This is a genomic window from Ruegeria lacuscaerulensis, assembly GCF_013034745.1.
GTDB lineage: Bacteria > Pseudomonadota > Alphaproteobacteria > Rhodobacterales > Rhodobacteraceae > Ruegeria > Ruegeria lacuscaerulensis_B.
The window spans coordinates 168,326-185,851 of record NZ_WQGP01000010.1; the positions used below are offsets into that span (position 1 = coordinate 168,326).

Below are 17,526 nucleotides of genomic sequence, written 5' to 3' on the forward strand. Positions count from 1 at the left end.
AAAAGAAATCGTCGCGTTTAATTCGCGTAGCGCAGCAATTCGTCCACACGTGCCCGGCCCAACTCTACCCGACAGGCGGTAATGCCAATGCCGGTACCTGACCCACCACCGAACGACGCGCCAACAGCCTCGCATTGGGCATCGCGGTAAGCCAGCCACGCGGTCTGCGCGCTGTCCAACGCGGGCACTGCCACAACACGTCCGGTAACATCATCCAGTTCTTTGGCCGATTGCATGGCAATGTTGTAGCTTGCATCTATCGCCTGATTGACGCGGTCCTCCATCGCGCCCACGCATGCGCCAATCTCTATCTGAGAACCAGCATCCAGACATTCTAGAGTTGGATCAGCACTGGCAGCGGAAGACAGAAACAAAATCAAAAATGCAAAGCGCATCGGGCAGCCCCCTATTGGTTGCCCAATACTAGCACAGGCCCGGTTTTACCCCAAAGCGTCGAAGCCCCAGACACGACGACATGGCCGTGCCACGATGGGACCCGCATGCGTCAAATGCCCGGTGGCACGATATTGCAATCCGTTGCGTCCAGCGTTTTAACCGGATCATCCGGCCCGCATTGCTCGCCCGTGACCGGATATGTGTCGGCCTCTTTCTCGCAAGCACTCAGGATAAGGGCGACCATCATCAAGAGAGCGGTGAGTGATTTCGTTTGCATGTCGGGCTCCTTCCCTAGTTCAGAGCTTTATACATGCAGATATTTGCATTCATTTCTTTGACTGGAATCAAATTTCGAATACGAATGCCGCCTCCAGAACGCTGCACAATGCCCTGCCACAACGCAAAAACCCCGCCAGACTGGCGGGGCAGCGATCAGGCAAATGCCCAGTCTAGTTGGTGCAGCGCGTCTCGGCGTCTTCAATCGCAGCGGTGAACCCCAGCAGCGAGAACGTGTCCTTGGTCTGCGTCCCACGCTCCGAGCGCGCCGTCAGGACGGCCTCGGTCCCGCGCTTCATGGCTGCGACCACCTTCAGGTCTTCACCTTCGGTTGCGGGCCACGCCCATTCACCTTCGGTGATCAGCTCAAACTTGGTGCCGTCGATATCAAGATTGACAGTCGATCCCGGTGCAAATGGATAGCCGCCCGTGAACGTCACCTGCCCTTTGACCTCGGCGTTGGGGCGGTAGAACACGAACAGCAGAATGTCGCTGCGCCGTACCGACACGACCCGCCCACCGCGGGTGTTCACGGTTTCCTTGGGGGCGGAAACGCTCCAGCATTCAGTCGGGTCATCCTCGACGAAGACGCTCCAGTCCGTTTTGGCTGCCACCCTGTTCGTGCTCGTCGCCTGTTGTGCAGTTGCCGTTGTTGCCATTCCTGCTATGCACAGGCCCGCGATCACGCGGACAAGCTTTGATCCCATCGTCCAGCCTCCTAGCTCGACCCATTACCTCATACCCACCGGAAATGCGTGCGGACCCTGCCTGATCCGTCTGTACGTTGCGTCTTCCGATGATTGCCGACATACACACTGTAACGCAGGTTTCGCCACAGGCGAAAGAGCGATTGGCAGAATTTTGCGCATGTTAAGGAATGTCCTAATGACACAAGCCGTACCAATGACAGAACTGTGGCGCGGACCGCTGTTGGAAAGCCTACATCTTGGGCATGCAGTGATCTGCGACGATACCGGCCAGATCGTTAAAAGTTGGGGGAATCCGAACGCTGTGATCTATCCGCGATCCTCGGCCAAGATGATTCAGGGGCTGCCTCTGATCACTTCGGGTGCAGCGGCGAAATACGGGCTGACCTCGGAACATCTTGCACTGGCCTGTGCCTCGCACAGTGGAGCGCATATTCATACTGATCGCGTCTCAGCCTGGTTGGACCACCTGGGTCTGGCGGAACCCGATCTTCGCTGTGGCCCGCAAGAGCCACAGGACATGGCTGCGCGCGACGGGTTAATATTAGCCGATGACACGCCATGTCAGATTCACAATAACTGTTCGGGCAAGCATTGCGGGTTTCTGACCGTTGCTCAGCATATGGGCGCCGGACCGGAATATCTGGAAATCGACCACCCCGTACAACAGGCCTGCCTGTCCGCGCTTGAGGAAACAACGGGCGAGACCAGCCCCGCCTACGGCATCGACGGCTGCTCGGCCCCGAACTTTGCGACCTCGCTGGTCGGGTTGGCGCGTTCGATGGCGTGGTTTGCCAGCGCCGCGGATCGGTCGGACCGGGCCAGCGACGCGGCGCAACAGCTGACGGCCGCAATGATGAAACACCCCGAGCTGGTCGCCGGTGAAACCCGCGCCTGCACCGAACTGATGCGCGCCATGGGTGGTCGCGTTGCCATCAAAACCGGTGCCGAGGCTGTGTTCATCGCAATCCTACCCGAAAAACGCATGGGCGTGGCATTGAAGATCACCGACGGCACCACCCGCGCCAGCGAATGCGCCATTGCCGCGGTTCTGGTCAGCTTGGGCGTGCTGGAGGCCGACCACCCGGCCACCCGCAAATTTCTGAACGCCACGCAATACAGCCGTCGAGGGTTGGAATGCGGCGTGATCAAACCCGCGCCGGGGTTCCCCAGCTAAAGGCTACATCTCAATCTCGTGAATCTCGGCCACTTCGACCGAGCCGGACCCGTTGACAACCATCGGGCAACCTTTGGCCATGTCGGTCGCAGCATCCATGCTTTCGGCTTTGACAACTGTAAAGCCCGAGGCCGGATTGGCGCCGCCATTGTCAACAACACCGCTGCTGCTGACGGTGTAAGACTGGCCAACCGGGTTTCCGGGGATGTCCAGTGCCTCGCCCATTCCGCCAAACCAAGCGCCCCAGGCGGCCATGGTCGCTTCGATTTCAGCGGGGTCGGTCGGGGTATGACCACCGTGATAGACAAATAGAAACTGTGGCATTTATTTCCTCCCTTATGCCTTCGTGATGAAAAACTAGGCCAGCTGTGCGGCCAGCTTGTTCAGCGTCGACGTCCAGCCTTTGGTGTGGTTCGCTGCGATTTCGTCATCGCCCAACTCGCGGTGGTCGATGATCAACTTTGCACCCTCTTCTGCTGCCTCGACCACCAACATCACATGGCTTTCGGCTCCGCGCTGGTCCTGATCGTCATGCCAGCCCCATGTGAACCCAACCGATTTGGGCGGATCGACATGCGTCACATGACCCGAAACCTTAAACCGCTGCCCTTCGCCATTTTGCATCACCGAATACCACGGACCCGTGCGAGAGAAATCCAGGTTGTGCTCGGGCACATGCATCCCTTCGGGTCCCCACCACTGCAGAAGCTTGTCGGGGGTGCTGATCCACGCATACAGATCGTCCGGTGCAAGCGGGTAAGCGCGCTCCAGTTTCAAATCGGCCATGAGGTCTCCTTTTCGATTGCATCACCCAGACGGTCCAGGCTGCTTTCCCAGAATTGACGTTTCGAGATGGTCCACTCCGCAATCGCGCGCAGCCCCTCGGGGCGGATCGAATACATCCGCTGGCTGCCCTGCACGCGCTGATTTATCAGCCCCGCCTCGCGCAGCAGTTTCAAATGGCGCGAGATCGCGGCGCCGGACATGCCGCGTCCTTCGATCAGGTCTCCGGCGGGCAATTCGCCATCCTGCATAAGCTGCTCGACGATCGAGAACCGTGTGGCGTCAGACAACGCGGAAAATGTGGCCAGAAGAGTGTTCATGACCATTGTTTAACATTTTTGTTAAATAAAAGAAAGCCGCGCCGTGCTAGCGGGCCGCAAACTCAGATCGTGCATAGCCTTGCAGGAACAACAAAGCCGTGAGATCTCCGTGGTTTACCCGCACCTCACACTGTTCCGCGACCGAAGGTTTCGCATGCAGCGCCACCCCGGTTCCGGCCCGTCCCAGCATACCCAGATCATTCGCGCCATCGCCCACGGCGATCACATCCGATTCGGACAGACCCAACCGCACGGTAATCTGCTCCAGAGCATCCACCTTGGCCTGACGTCCCAGAATGGGGCGCCCGACATCGCCGGTCAGCTTACCGCCCTCGGCCAGCAGCGTGTTGGCGCGGTTCTCATCAAAGCCCAGCTCGGCCCCGACCTTGGCTGTAAACGCCGTGAACCCGCCCGAGACCAATGCGGAATACCCGCCATTCGCCCGCATGGTCCCAACAAGTTCCTTGCCGCCGGGCATCAGGGTAATACGCTCGGCTAGCACCTTGTCGATCACGGCCTCGTCCAAACCTTTCAGCAACCCGACACGCTCGGTCAGAGCGCCCTCGAAGCCCAGCTCACCGTTCATGGCCCGCGCGGTGATGTCCTTGACGCGCTCGCCAACGCCCGCCTCATCGGCCAGTTCGTCGATGCATTCCTGCTGAATCATGGTGCTGTCCATATCGGCCAGCAGCATCTTCTTGCGCCGTCCTTCGGCGGGTTGGACCACCAGATCGACACCCATGTTCTGCAAATCGGCCCACACGTCCCACTGATTGTCCGGCAGGCCCGCCAGAGAAAACTCTGCGGCCTCATCCGGGCTCAACCACTGCACATCGCCGCCGCCCCAGGCGTTACGCAGGGAGTCGACCAGAGTCTGTTCCAGCGCATTTTTGTCAGGGTTAGTCAAAAGGGTGGCAACGTACATCTTCAATCTCCGGCAAGCTCACCTGCGGGATATCGCAGGTGCAGCATTTTCGCCAGAGGACAGATGCGCCCTAGCCCAGAATACCCGGCAACCGCAGCCCATGCGCACGGGCGCAATCCTTCGCTGCCTCATACCCCGCATCCGCATGACGCCACACGCCCGAGGCCGGATCGTTCCACAACACCCGCTCGAGCCGCCGCGCGGCGTCCTCGGTCCCGTCAGCGCAGATCACCACACCCGCGTGCTGACTGAAGCCCATGCCAACGCCGCCGCCATGGTGCAGCGACACCCATGTCGCCCCGCTGGCCGTATTGATCAACGCATTCAGCAAAGGCCAGTCGCTGACGGCATCCGAGCCATCCAACATCGCCTCGGTCTCGCGGTTCGGGCTGGCAACAGAACCGCTGTCCAAGTGATCCCGCCCGATCACCACGGGGGCCTTTAGTTCACCATTAGCCACCATCTCATTGAAGGCGAGCCCAGCGCGATGCCGATCCCCAAGCCCGATCCAGCAGATGCGCGCGGGCAGACCCTGAAATGCGATGCGGTCCTGCGCCATATCGAGCCAGCGGTGCAGATGCTCGTTTTCTGGGAACAGTTCCTTCATCTTGGCGTCGGTTTTGTAGATATCTTCGGGGTCGCCGGATAGGGCGCACCAGCGGAACGGGCCGATCCCTTTGCAGAACAGCGGGCGTATGTAAGCAGGTACAAAACCGGGGAAGGCAAAGGCGTTTTCCAGCCCTTCATCCTGCGCCACCTGCCGGATGTTGTTGCCGTAATCCAGCGTCGGCACGCCTGCATTCCAGAAATCAACCATGGCCGAGACATGTTGTTTCATAGACGCACGTGCGGCTTTTTCCACCGACTTAGGCTCAGTTTCACGCTTTTCCCGCCACTGTGCCATGGACCAGCCGATGGGCAAATAGCCGTTGATCGGATCATGGGCGCTGGTCTGATCGGTGACGATATCGGGGCGCATTCCCCCCTCGGCCATGCGACGGTAGATCTCGGGGAAAACCTCGGCGGCATTGCCCAGCAGACCGACGGATTTCGCCTCACCAGCTTTGGTCCAGCGGTCGATCATCTCAAGCGCTTCGTCCAGCGTCTCGGCCTTTTCATCCAGGTATTTGGTGCGAAGGCGGAAGTCGATGCTGTCGGGGTTGCATTCCACCGCCAGACAACAAGCCCCGGCAAAGACGGCCGCCAGAGGCTGCGCGCCGCCCATACCACCCAAGCCGCCGGTCAGAATCCACTTGCCGGTCAGGTCGCCGCCATAGTGCTGACGCCCGGCCTCGGCAAAGGTCTCATAGGTTCCCTGAACGATGCCCTGCGTGCCGATATAGATCCACGAGCCGGCCGTCATCTGGCCGTACATCATCAGGCCCTTCTTATCGAGTTCGTTGAAGTGATCCCAATTGGCCCAATGCGGCACGATGTTGGAATTGGCGATCAGAACGCGCGGTGCATCCTTGTGGGTGCGGATGATGGCCACGGGCTTGCCGGACTGGACAATCAGAGTCTCGTCCTCTTCCAGATCCTTCAAACCCTCTACAATAGTGTCGAAATCCTGCCATGTACGTGCGGCGCGACCAATCCCGCCATAAACCACCAACTCATGCGGGTTCTCGGCCACGTCCGGGTGCAGGTTGTTCATCAGCATCCGCAAAGGCGCTTCGGTCACCCAGCTTTTGGCGTTCAGCTCGGGGCCAGTGGGCGGATAGATATCACGGGTGTTTTTGCGTGGATCGCTCATGTCTGGGCTCCTTGATTGGTCAGTGCTCCCGATCGGGCGAGGTCATTGAGGCGGGTGAGCATGTCGGTGAGATAAGGCCGTAAGGCCGCAGCCCGGTCCGCGCGCCACGTCCATGGCGGCGCTTCGTCCATGTAAGAGCGCTGCGCCAACTCCATCTGGATCGCGTGGATATTCTGATCTGGTTGCCCATAGTGGCGGGTTGTCCAACCACCGCGAAAGCGTCCGTTCAGCACCGCGGGCATCCTTTCGGCACCCTCAGCCACCCCTTGCACGGCCTGTTCGATGACGCGTGCGCAACTTTGACCGTCATTCGTGCCGGTGTTGAAAACGGGTAATTCCCCTTCGAACAGAAACGGAATTCGGGACCGGATAGAGTGGCAATCGAACAGGATCGCCACCCCATGACGCGCGCGCACGCGGTGTAGTTCTTGCAGCAGCGCGGCGTGATAAGGCGCATGATAGGCGTGACGCCGGGATTCGATTTCATCCGCTGAGGGCTCTTGCCCATCGGCCCAGATCGGTTGACCGTCGAAATCGGTCAGCGGAACCAGCGTCGTCGTGTTCTGACCGGGATAGAGCGACACACCGTCGGGGTCGCGATTTGCGTCGATGACATAGCGATGGATATTGGACTGCACTACCGTCGCATCCGTAAATACCCCATCATAGAGCCTGTTGATGTGCCAATCCGTGTCCGCAAGCCCCCGGCCAATGTCGTTCAACCGCGCTGCGATGTCATCGGGCACAAGGGTTCCGCCATGAGGCTGACCCAGCACAATCGGGCTGTCACTGGAACGGACCGAAACCACCTGCATCAGAACAACTCCGGCATGGGCTGTTTGACCGCGTCCAACACGCACCCATCGGCAATCAGCACCTTCGCCTGTTCAAGCTCTGGCGCCAGATAGCGGTCCTCGGACAGCGCCGGGATATCGGCGCGCAGCCGGGCTACGGCCTGCTGCAACGGGGCGCTTGTTGTCAGGGGGGCGCGGAATTCCACGCCTTGGGCTGCACACAGCATCTCGACCCCAAGAATATAATTCAGGTTTTCGACCATCCGCGTCAGCCGTCGCGCGCCATGGGCCGCCATCGAGACGTGATCCTCCTGATTGGCCGAGGTCGGCGTGCTATCCGTCACGCAAGGGTTGGCCAGATGCTTGTTCTCGCTCATCAGCGCCGCCGTTGTCACTTCGGCGATCATCAGGCCCGAGTTCAGCCCCGGTTCGGGCGTCAGGAAGGGCGGCAGATCAAAACTAAGCGCCGGGTCCACCATCAGGGCGATGCGCCGTTGCGCGATGGCTCCGATCTCGGACAGGGCTAATGCGATCATGTCGGCGGCAAAGCCCACGGGCTCGGCGTGAAAATTCCCGCCCGAGACAATCGCGTCCTCCAGAACCAGCGGGTTGTCGGTGGCGGCGTTGGCTTCGACTTCAAGCGTGGCCGCCGCTTGGCGCATCACATCCATGGCCGCGCCCGTGACTTGCGGCTGGCAACGGATGCAATAAGGGTCCTGAACCCGCGTGTCGCCATCACGGTGACTTTCGCGAATTTCTGACCCGTCCAGAACCGCACGCATGGCGCTGGCCGCCTCGGTTTGGCCCCGATGCCCACGCAAAGTGTGGATTTCAGGACGCAACGGCGCGGTCGAGCCCATGATTGCGTCGGTCGACAGGGCAGACACCACCAAAGCGTTTTGCGCTGCACGCCAGGCCTGAAACAGCCCTGTCAGCGCAAATGCTGTCGAGAACTGGGTCCCATTAATAAATGCCAGCCCCTCTTTCGGACCGAGTTGAATCGGCTCTAACCCGACTTTTTTGAGCGCATCAAGCCCCGGCAGGACCGTCCCGTCCACTTCGGCCTCACCTGCACCGATCAGCACGGCGGTCATATGGGCCAAAGGGGCCAGATCGCCCGATGCCCCGACCGATCCCTGCGCCGGGATGACAGGTGTCACACCACGTGCCAGCATTTGCTGGAGCAGCTCGATCAAGTCCCACCGCACGCCCGAGGCCCCACGGCCAAAGGACAACAGCTTGAGCGTCATCATCAACCGGGTCACGCGGCGCGAGATTGCGGGGCCAACCCCGCAGCAATGGCTGAGGATCAGGTTGCGTTGCAAGGTAGACGTATCCTGCGCCACGATTTTGTGGCTGGCCAGTTTGCCGAAGCCGGTATTGACGCCATAGACAGGGTCTGCGCCTTGCGCGGCGGCCTGCACGCGGTGGGCTGCGGCCTCGACCGCAGGCTTGCATGCGGGGTCCAACGTCACGGTGGCATCCTGCCAATACACGTGCGCCAAATCGGTCAGAGTGACCGCGCCGGGGGTCAGGGTCAGCTCGGTCATTCCGATCCTCCGAACAGGCGCGCGTGCAAGGGGTTGAAGCCAATGCGATAAGCCAGTTCCGCCGGATGAGAAACATCCCAGACCGCAAGATCAGCCCGCAGGTCCGGCGCAATTTGCCCGGTATCCGCCAGCCCCAAAGCGCGCGCAGCGTTTCGGGTTACACCGGCCAACGCCTCTTCCGGTGTCAAGCGGAACAGGGTGCAGGCCATGTTCATAGTCAGCAAAAGCGAGGCCAAAGGTGACGAGCCCGGATTGCAATCCGTCGCCAGCGCAATCGGAACATCTCGGTCACGCAGCATTTGGACCGGAGGCTTCTGGGTCTCCCGCAAGGTATAGAACGCGCCGGGCAGAAGAACCGCAACCGTACCCGCTTCCGCCATGGCCAAGACGCCATCGCCATCCAGATATTCCACATGATCCGCCGACAGCGCCCCATAGGCTGCGGCCAATTTGGCGCCGCCCAGATTGGAGAGTTGCTCGGCGTGCAGTTTGACGGGCAAACCAAGTTCCCGCGCCACATCGAACACCCTAGCGATCTGGCTCGGGTTGAAAGCGATGCCCTCACAGAACCCGTCCACCGCATCAACCAGACCTTCGGCATGGGCCTTGCGCAGGGCGGGAATGCAAACCTTGGTCAAATAGGCGTCGGGATCCGCGCGGTAGTCCGGCGGCGCGGCATGTGCGCCCAGAAAGCTGGTCTTGACCCGCACCGGCCGGGCCTGCCCGATCCGCCGTGCAACGCGTAGCATCTTAAGCTCGGTCGCGACATCCAAGCCATAGCCGGACTTGACCTCGATACAACTGACCCCCTCGGCCAGCAGTGCATCCACGCGCGTCAGGGCATCTGCCAGCAGCGCCTCTTGGCTGGCTGAACGCGTGGCGGTCACGGTGGACAGAATCCCTCCTCCGGCGCGGGCGATCTCCTCATAGCTGGCCCCGTTCAGGCGCATCTCGAACTCGGCGGCGCGGTTGCCACCGAACACCACATGCGTGTGCGCATCAATCAGGGCTGGCGTGATCAGCCGGTCGCCAAAATCCTGAATCGGCCAATCCGCATATTCCGAGGGCATATCCGCCCGAGCGCCCACCCAGACGAACCGCCCCCCGTCGACAGCGATTGCCGCGTTCTGACACAGGCCGTACGGCCCCGTGCCCTCAACCATGGTTGCCATATGCGCACTTAGAAGAACCGATTTTTTTACCATGAGGATTCTTTTGGGCTCCCTTTCTCGTTATTTTTTACGTATACTTATAAAATAATAAAGTCTACACAAAATGGAATCCCGATGACTGTGCACGCCAAAACCGCCCTGATCGGCTCTGACTGGGTCTCGGACATTAGGGTCGAGGTGAAAGAAGGCCGGATCAGTTGGATCGAAACCGGCGCGCGGCCTCAGCCGCAGGACGATCAGGTGGACGTTCTGATGCCCGCTTTGGCTAACCTGCACAGCCACAGCTTTCAACGCGCCATGGCCGGAATGACCGAAACCCGCGCCGACGGGCGGGAAAGCTTCTGGACATGGCGCACCCTGATGTACCGCTTTCTGGACCGGTTGACGCCCGACCAGATCGAAGCCATCGCAGCTTTGGTTTTCATAGAGATGCAAGAGGCAGGCTACGCCTCGGTCGGTGAATTTCACTATGTTCACCACCAACCCGGCGGGCAGCCCTACGAGACCCGCTCGGAACTGAGCCAACGTATATTTGCCGCTGCGCAACAGACCGGAATAGGCCTAACCCATCTCCCGGTGCTTTACACCTATGGCGGCGTTCAGCAAGAGCCGCTTGCGGGCGGGCAGTTGCGGTTCGGTCATAGCGTGGACGCCTATCTGCGCCTGGTCGAAGATTGCCGCAAAGGGGCCCCGCATCCCGACAGCCTTGTGGGCATTGCGCCCCATTCCCTGCGTGCGACCTCTGCGTCCGACTTGCAGACCCTGTTGCAAGCGGCACCGCAAGGCCCGGTACATATCCACATTGCCGAACAAACGCAGGAGGTGCGGGATGTTCAGACCGCATTGGGCGCGACGCCCGTGTCTTGGCTGTTAGACAATGCCGATGTGAATGACCGCTGGTGCCTGATCCATGCGACCCATATGACCGATGCGGAAACGCAGGCCATGGCGCGCTCGGGCGCTGTTGCCGGGCTCTGCCCGATCACCGAGGCCAATCTGGGTGATGGGATCTTCAACGGCGCGGTTTATATGCAGGCGGGCGGACGGTTTGGGGTCGGGTCGGATTCGAACGTCCGGATTTCCCTGTCCGAGGAATTGCGGATGCTGGAATATTCCCAACGCCTTCGCGACCGGGAACGCACGGTTCTGGTTCAGCAGGCCGGATCGGTGGGCCACGCGCTTTATACCGGCGCAGCTGAGGGTGGCGCACAGGCCCTATCGCGGGATGCAGGGCAGATTGCGGTGGGCAAGCTGGCTGATATGGTCGCCATCGACCGCACCCATCCGACCCTTTGCGCATTGACCGACGATCAGTTGCTGGACGGCTTGTGCTTCGCCGCCCCTGACGGGGTCGTGACCGATCTGTGGTCTGCCGGGCGGCATATGGTGCGGCAAGGCCGCCACGTGAACCGCGACCAGATCATTTCTGCCTACAGGGTAGGAATTGCCGATCTTCTGTCCGCGGTCTAGAACGCATCCGAAAACCGAGGGTACATGCCGCAATCAACCGAGACCACCAGCTACAAAGACATCAAGAAAACTGTTTTGGCGCGCATCCGCTCGGGCGAATGGCAGCCCGACTCGCTGTTACCCAACGAACAGGATTTGGCGGCCGAGTTCTCTTGTACCCGCACCACCGTCAACCGCGCCTTGCGAGAACTGGCGGATGAAGGCTATCTGGAACGCCGCCGCAAGGCTGGCACCCGTGTGCTTAGCGCGCCTCAGCGGCAGGCCCGGTTCAGCATACCCATGGTCCGGGACGAGGTCGAAGCGACCGGTGGAACCTATCGCTATGCACTGGTCTCAGCCGAGACGACTGTCGCCCCGGATTGGCTGACCGCGCGTCTTGCTTTGCGGCCCGACCAAAGCACCGTGCATGTGCGATGCATGCATTTTTCGGGCAATACCCCGTTTCAATACGAAGACCGATGGATTGTAGTGGACAGCGTGCCGCAAGTAGCGCAGGCGGATTTTTCGGCAATCGGCCCAAATGAGTGGCTGATCCAGACTGTGCCGTTCACCAATGTGGAACTCAGCTTTCTAGCCAGCCGGGCGGACGCGACCGTCGCCCGTTTTCTGGACCTGCCTGAAGGTGAGCCGGTGTTTACCGGTGAACGCATCACATGGTTGGAGGGGCAACCCGTCACCTACGCCAAAATGTATTTCGGCGCCGGATACCGGATGACCACCCAGTTCTAAACGCGTCAGATTGGGCTTTACCACTGTGCCAATCCACGCCAGATTCGCAGGCAACAGTTCCGTTGACAAAGGCAGACAGAATGGCAAACCCGCTATACGACCGCTTGTTTGGCATTCACGCAGGTAAGGACACGCCGTTTCTGCATCTGCCGGATGGCGAGGTTATCACACATGCCGCATTCCTTGATATGGCGGCGCGGCTCGCAAACACGCTGGTTGGTTACGAGTTGGAACCGGGCGACCGGGTTGCCGTTCAGATCGAAAAATCGCCCGAGGCCTTGGCACTCTATGCCGCCTGCGCGCAGGCCGGGTTGGTCTTTTTGCCCCTGAACACCGCCTACACCGTCAACGAGCTAACCTATTTCATCGAAAACAGCGGCGCATCGCTGGTTGTGTGCGACGACGCGAACCAAACCGCCCTGGCACCGCTGGCCAAGATGCAAGAAGCGCGGCTCGAGACGCTGAATGCCGATGGCTCGGGCAGTTTGATGCGGCGCGCTTTGGGGATGTTGCCCGCGTTCGAGCCCGCGCGCCGGACCGAGGACGATCTGGCCGCCTTCCTATATACCTCCGGCACCACCGGGCGGTCCAAAGGCGCGATGCTGTCTCAAGCCAACCTGCTATCGAATGCGGAAACATTGGTGCAGGAGTGGCGGTTCACAGCCGAAGACGTGCTGCTGCATGCCTTGCCCATTTTCCATACACATGGGCTGTTTGTGGCGACCAATGTGGTGCTGGCCTCGGGAGGGTCGATGATCTTTCTGCCGAAGTTCGATCTGAACGATGTGCTGCGCCTGATGCCGCAGGCGACCTCAATGATGGGGGTGCCGACCTTCTACACCCGCCTGTTGGGGGATGATCGGTTCACCGGTGATCTGGCTCAGCATATGCGACTGTTCATCTCGGGCTCGGCCCCCTTGCTGGCGGAAACCCATGAGCGGTTCGAAACACGCACCGGCCACCGCATCCTTGAACGATACGGCATGACCGAGACCAACATGAACACCTCAAACCCCTATGACGGCGAGCGTCGCGCGGGCACGGTTGGCTTCCCCCTGCCCGATGTCGAATTGAAAGTGACCAACCCCGAAAGCGGCGAAACCCTGCCGCAGGGCGAGATCGGCATGATCGAAGTACGCGGCCCAAACGTGTTTCAGGGCTATTGGCAAATGCCCAAGAAAACCGCCGCCGAGCTGCGCGAGGATGGGTTTTTCATCACCGGCGATCTGGGGCGAGTGGATGAGGATGGCTATGTCCATATCGTCGGACGCGGAAAGGATCTGATCATCTCGGGCGGGTTCAACATCTATCCCAAGGAACTTGAGACGCTGCTGGACGACCAGCCCGGCGTGTTGGAAAGCGCGGTGATCGGCGTACCGCATCCGGATTTCGGCGAAACCCCCGTGGGCCTGCTGGTGGCGGAACCCCGCGCGACCCCTGATCTGGACGCGATCATGGCCCGTGCGCAGGCCGAACTGGCGCGTTTCAAACATCCCCGCAAACTGATCGTTCTGGACGAGCTGCCGCGTAACACGATGGGCAAGGTGCAGAAAAACGCCCTGCGCGCGCGTTTCGCCGACCTGTTTACCTAAGCGGCACGCGTCCGTTTGGGGTCAAAAGCCAGCACTTACGCCCCTCAAACACCGCCGTGGCCAATGGACGGCCATAACCTGCGCCCGCATCCAGATTGACACGGTTGCCGCAATGCTCGGCCTGATCGACAGGTGTGTGGCCGTGGACAATCAGCCACGGATGCGGCGCGGCTTCGATCAGAAACTCGTTGCGAATCCAGATCAGGTCATTCTCGGATTGCTGCTCCAGCGGAAGGCCCGGTCGGATACCCGCGTGAACGAACAGCATTTCGCCCTCTTGGTGATAGTTCGGCAGAGCATTGAGGAAATCCAGATGCTGCGGTGGAACAGCCTCGACCGCGCGTTGATGAACATAGATGATACGGTCATTGTCGGTGACATCCACACCGTAAGAGGCCAACGTCTCGCGCCCGCCCAAACGCGGATGCAACCAGCTGAACGCAACGGGCAGATGGCTGTCGGCGACCTCGCAATCCTGCACGAACCGCGCCATCATCCGGTCGTGATTACCCCGCACCATGACCCAGTTGCGTCCTGCACGCTGACCTTCGATCAACAGGTCAAGCACCCCGCGACTGTTCGGCCCACGATCCACGTAATCCCCCAGAAACACGACTCGCGCATCTGGGCCTCCATCCGCCTCAATCCGGAGCAGGGCGGTTTGCAACATCTCAAGCTGGCCGTGAATATCGCCAATGGCGTAAATGGCAGACGTCATGAAAAACCTCGGGTCGAAAATCACTTTCCTTGTGACGCGAAAACCGCCCCTGACAAAGAAAATACCCGCGCCTTAGGTGGCACGGGTTGGGATAGTCTCAGAAATTCAACACTGCCTACTAGGCCACGTCAAATTCCAAAGGTTTGATCTGAGTAAACAGCCCCGTTTCGGCCAACTTTGCGCGGGCCTCGGCCGGGACAGGTTCATCCACATACAGCAGCGCGATCGCTTCGCCGCCCGCTTCGGACCGGCCAAGGGTAAAGTTCGCGATGTTCACGTCGTTCTCGCCCATGGTCTGACCCAGCGTACCGATGATGCCCGGCACGTCTTCGTTGGTGGTATAGAGCATATGCGCCCCGACCTCGGCATCAATATTGATGCCTTTGATCTGAATGAACCGCGGCTTGCCATCGCTGAATACAGTCCCAGCGATCGAACGCTCACGCTTGCTGGTGACAACAGTGACCTTCACATAGCCATCGAAAACGCCGGTCTTGTCCTGATTGGTGGTCGAGATTTTAACCCCGCGCTCTTTCGCGATCACCGGTGCGGACACCATGTTCACATCGGGATTGACCTTTTTCATGATCCCCGCAACGACAGAACAATTCAACGCGGCCAGGTTCATCTCAGCGGCGACACCATCATAAAGGATGTTGATCGCCTTGATCGGCTCATCCGTCATCTGCCCAATGAAGCTGCCCAGATGCCCAGCCAGCTTAATCCACGGCCCCATGACTTTGGCCTCTTCGGCGGTCACGGACGGCATGTTCAGCGCGTTTTCAACCGCCCCGGTCAGCAGGTAGTTCGAGATTTGCTCGGCCACCTGCAGCGCCACGTTTTCCTGCGCCTCGGTCGTAGCTGCCCCCAGATGCGGTGTGCAGACGACGTTGGGCAAGTTGAACAGAGCGTTTTCCTTGGCCGGTTCCTCGCTGAACACGTCAAAGGCGGCACCGGCCACATGGCCCGATTGCAGCATCTCGGCCAGCGCGTCTTCGTCGACCAAACCGCCGCGGGCGCAGTTGACGATGCGCACGCCTCTCTTGGTCTTGGCCAGATTCTCACGGCTCAGGATGTTGCGGGTCTGATCGGTCAGCGGAACATGCAGCGTGATGAAATCCGCGCGGGCCAGCAGGTCATCCAACTCGACCTTTTCAACGCCCATCTTGGCGGCTTTCTCTTCGCTGAGATAGGGATCATAGGCGACGACCTTCATCTTCAGGCCCAGCGCGCGTTCGCAGACGATGCCGCCGATGTTGCCTGCGCCAATGACGCCGAGAGTCTTGTTGGTCAGCTCAATCCCCATGAATTTGGACTTTTCCCACTTGCCCGCATGGGTCGAGGTGCTGGCCTCGGGGATTTGCCGCGCCACGGCGAACATCATCGCAATGGCGTGTTCGGCCGTTGTGATCATGTTGCCGAACGGCGTGTTCATCACGATCACACCCTTTTTGCTGGCTGCTTCCTTATCGACATTGTCGGTGCCAATCCCAGCGCGGCCGATAACTTTCAGATTGTCGGCTTTTTCCAGCAGGGTCGGCGTGACCTTTGTGGCGGAACGGATAGCGAGGCCGTCATACTGACCGATCACCTCGGCCAGTTTATCCTTGTCCTTGCCCAGATCGGGCATGAAATCCACGTCGATGCCGCGATCGCGGAAAATCTGCACGGCGGTTTCGCTGAGCTTGTCAGATACGAGTACTTTGGGGGCCATATTTCTGGTCCTTAAATTTTGGGAAAGTATCCGGGCCACAGTCGGGCCCAGATTTTTCGTCGAAAAATCTTGTCAGGCGGCTGCCGATTGCGCAGCGATCTCGGCCTCAAAGGCCCAGGCCAGCCACGGCAGCATGGCCTGAATGTCCGAGGTCTCGACCGTGCCGCCACACCAGATGCGCAGGCCCGCGGGGGCATCGCGATATGCACCGATATCCAGCGCGATATTCTCGACCTCCAGCCGTTTGGCTACGGCCTTGGCGAATGTCGTCCCATCCTGAATGCGCGGATCGGTGAATTTCAGGCAGACCGACGTATTCGATTGCGTCGCCGCATCCTCGGCCAGATTGGCGATCCAGTCGTTTTGATCGCAAAAGGCATGAACCGCTCCAGCATTGGCATCTGCGCGGGCAATCAGGCCCTGCAACCCACCGACCGAGCGCGCCCAGTCCAGCGCAAACAGGTAGTCCTCGACCGCCAGCATCGAAGGCGTGTTGATCGTGGCCCCGGTAAAGATACCGTCGATCAGCTTGCCGCCTTTGGTCAGGCGGAAAATCTTGGGCAGCGGCCATGCGGGGGTGTAGCTTTCCAGCCGCTCAACCGCGCGCGGGCTGAGGATCAGCATCCCGTGCGCTGCTTCACCACCCAGCACTTTTTGCCAGCTGAACGTGGTCACATCCAGCTTGTCCCACGGCAGGTCCATCGCAAATGCAGCCGAAGTCGCATCACAGATCGTCAGACCCTGACGGTCATCCGCGATCCAGTCGCCATTGGGAACCCGCACGCCCGAGGTCGTGCCGTTCCACGTAAATACCACATCATTGGCGAAATCGACCGAGGCCAGATCAACGATCTGCCCATACTCGGCGGTTTTCACCTCGGCGTCGATCTTCAATTGCTTGACCACGTCCGTGACCCAACCGGCACCAAAGCTTTCCCAGGCCAGCATCTCGACCTTGCGTTCGCCCAACAGCGACCACAGCGCCATCTCAACCGCGCCGGTGTCCGAGGCGGGAACGATGCCGATCTTGTAATCCGCCGGAATGCCCAACACCTCACGCGTGCCTTCGATGGCCGCCTTCAGCTTGTCCTTGCCCACCGCAGCACGGTGCGACCGGCCCAATGCAGCGTCGGCCAGCTTGTTCAGCTCGAATGTGGGGGGTTTGGCGCAGGGGCCAGAGGAAAAACGCGGATTCGCCGGCCGCGTTGCCGGTGTATTTGTGCTCATCTGTATTACCCTTCCAGATACACGCCCCTCGTTGGGGAGGGGTGTCCCGCCGCCACACCTAGAAAGCCTGCCGCGTCGCAGCAAGCGGAAAAGACTCTTCGAAGTCGAAAAACGACATTCAATTTCACCCCATCCGCGGTCATGAGTTTCCGATAGGCGAAAGATTTGCAGTCCGTTAACGCGACTCGGTGAGCAGTTGATTGTTTTTTGGGCAGTCACGCGC

General features: G+C 60.1%; 18 protein-coding genes. 4 read left to right on the top strand and 14 right to left on the bottom strand.

Annotated elements, in window-relative coordinates; genetic code table 11:
• Positions 1-17: 17 nt before the first annotated feature.
• From GOV79_RS19240 to GOV79_RS19250, 3 genes are all read right to left on the bottom strand, one after another.
• Positions 18-395 (bottom strand): lysozyme inhibitor LprI family protein, encoded by a 378-nt coding sequence (locus GOV79_RS19240; protein ID WP_170791317.1) that lies wholly within the window; start codon positions 393-395, stop codon positions 18-20.
• Between the two features lie 110 nt (positions 396-505).
• Entirely contained in the window at positions 506-673 is a 168-nt protein-coding gene (locus GOV79_RS19245) for a hypothetical protein (protein ID WP_170791319.1), read from the bottom strand.
• A gap of 172 nt (positions 674-845) precedes the next feature.
• A complete protein-coding gene (locus GOV79_RS19250; RefSeq protein WP_170791321.1) occupies positions 846-1,379 on the bottom strand; it encodes an invasion associated locus B family protein in 534 nt (177 codons plus the stop codon).
• Between the two features lie 178 nt (positions 1,380-1,557).
• On the opposite strand from GOV79_RS19250, the gene GOV79_RS19255 reads away from it, so the two are divergent.
• Positions 1,558-2,556 (top strand): asparaginase, encoded by a 999-nt coding sequence (locus GOV79_RS19255; RefSeq protein WP_170791323.1) that lies wholly within the window; start codon positions 1,558-1,560, stop codon positions 2,554-2,556.
• A gap of 3 nt (positions 2,557-2,559) precedes the next feature.
• Here GOV79_RS19255 and GOV79_RS19260 read toward each other — a convergent pair whose 3' ends face one another.
• From GOV79_RS19260 to hutI, 8 genes are all read right to left on the bottom strand, one after another.
• A complete protein-coding gene (locus tag GOV79_RS19260; protein WP_170791324.1) occupies positions 2,560-2,880 on the bottom strand; it encodes a YciI family protein in 321 nt (106 codons plus the stop codon).
• Positions 2,881-2,913: 33 nt separating this feature from the next.
• Positions 2,914-3,342, bottom strand: a complete 429-nt coding sequence (locus GOV79_RS19265) for an SRPBCC family protein (RefSeq protein WP_170774929.1) — start codon at positions 3,340-3,342, stop codon at positions 2,914-2,916.
• Positions 3,330-3,659 (bottom strand): ArsR/SmtB family transcription factor, encoded by a 330-nt coding sequence (locus GOV79_RS19270; RefSeq protein ID WP_170791327.1) that lies wholly within the window; start codon positions 3,657-3,659, stop codon positions 3,330-3,332. Before GOV79_RS19270 ends, GOV79_RS19265 begins: the two co-directional genes overlap by 13 nt.
• A 46-nt stretch (positions 3,660-3,705) precedes the next feature.
• Entirely contained in the window at positions 3,706-4,584 is an 879-nt protein-coding gene (gene serB, locus GOV79_RS19275; RefSeq protein WP_170791329.1) for a phosphoserine phosphatase SerB, read from the bottom strand.
• 70 nt (positions 4,585-4,654) lie between these two features.
• On the bottom strand, positions 4,655-6,337 hold the full coding sequence (gene hutU / locus GOV79_RS19280; protein WP_170791331.1) for a urocanate hydratase: 1,683 nt from the start codon (positions 6,335-6,337) through the stop codon (positions 4,655-4,657).
• Positions 6,334-7,152: an N-formylglutamate deformylase gene (gene hutG / locus GOV79_RS19285; RefSeq protein ID WP_170791333.1), complete on the bottom strand. Its 819-nt coding sequence runs from the start codon at positions 7,150-7,152 to the stop codon at positions 6,334-6,336. The genes hutU and hutG overlap by 4 nt, the downstream gene beginning before the upstream one ends.
• Positions 7,152-8,681, bottom strand: a complete 1,530-nt coding sequence (hutH, locus tag GOV79_RS19290) for a histidine ammonia-lyase (protein WP_170791334.1) — start codon at positions 8,679-8,681, stop codon at positions 7,152-7,154. The genes hutG and hutH overlap by 1 nt, the downstream gene beginning before the upstream one ends.
• Positions 8,678-9,886 carry an imidazolonepropionase gene (gene hutI, locus GOV79_RS19295; RefSeq protein ID WP_170791336.1) on the bottom strand — a complete coding sequence of 403 codons (1,209 nt, stop codon included), beginning with the start codon at positions 9,884-9,886 and terminating at the stop codon, positions 8,678-8,680. Before hutI ends, hutH begins: the two co-directional genes overlap by 4 nt.
• An 81-nt stretch (positions 9,887-9,967) precedes the next feature.
• Here hutI and GOV79_RS19300 point away from each other — a divergent pair, with 81 nt between their 5' ends.
• The 3 genes from GOV79_RS19300 to GOV79_RS19310 all read left to right on the top strand — a co-directional run bounded on the left by GOV79_RS19300 (position 9,968) and on the right by GOV79_RS19310 (position 13,644).
• Positions 9,968-11,323: a formimidoylglutamate deiminase gene (locus GOV79_RS19300; RefSeq protein ID WP_170791338.1), complete on the top strand. Its 1,356-nt coding sequence runs from the start codon at positions 9,968-9,970 to the stop codon at positions 11,321-11,323.
• Between the two features lie 24 nt (positions 11,324-11,347).
• Positions 11,348-12,052 carry a histidine utilization transcriptional repressor HutC gene (locus GOV79_RS19305; protein ID WP_170783130.1) on the top strand — a complete coding sequence of 235 codons (705 nt, stop codon included), beginning with the start codon at positions 11,348-11,350 and terminating at the stop codon, positions 12,050-12,052.
• Between the two features lie 80 nt (positions 12,053-12,132).
• Complete coding sequence (locus GOV79_RS19310; protein ID WP_170791339.1) at positions 12,133-13,644, top strand: malonate--CoA ligase; 1,512 nt, start codon at positions 12,133-12,135, stop codon at positions 13,642-13,644.
• Here GOV79_RS19310 and GOV79_RS19315 read toward each other — a convergent pair.
• The 3 genes from GOV79_RS19315 to GOV79_RS19325 all read right to left on the bottom strand — a co-directional run bounded on the left by GOV79_RS19315 (position 13,637) and on the right by GOV79_RS19325 (position 17,303).
• A complete protein-coding gene (locus tag GOV79_RS19315) occupies positions 13,637-14,362 on the bottom strand; it encodes a metallophosphoesterase family protein (protein WP_170791341.1) in 726 nt (241 codons plus the stop codon). The two genes, GOV79_RS19310 and GOV79_RS19315, sit on opposite strands and share 8 nt — an antisense overlap.
• A 118-nt stretch (positions 14,363-14,480) precedes the next feature.
• Positions 14,481-16,076, bottom strand: coding sequence for a phosphoglycerate dehydrogenase (serA, locus tag GOV79_RS19320; protein ID WP_170774951.1), 1,596 nt, complete (start codon positions 16,074-16,076; stop codon positions 14,481-14,483).
• Between the two features lie 72 nt (positions 16,077-16,148).
• Positions 16,149-17,303: a phosphoserine transaminase gene (locus GOV79_RS19325; RefSeq protein WP_170774954.1), complete on the bottom strand. Its 1,155-nt coding sequence runs from the start codon at positions 17,301-17,303 to the stop codon at positions 16,149-16,151.
• Positions 17,304-17,526: the final 223 nt, after the last annotated feature.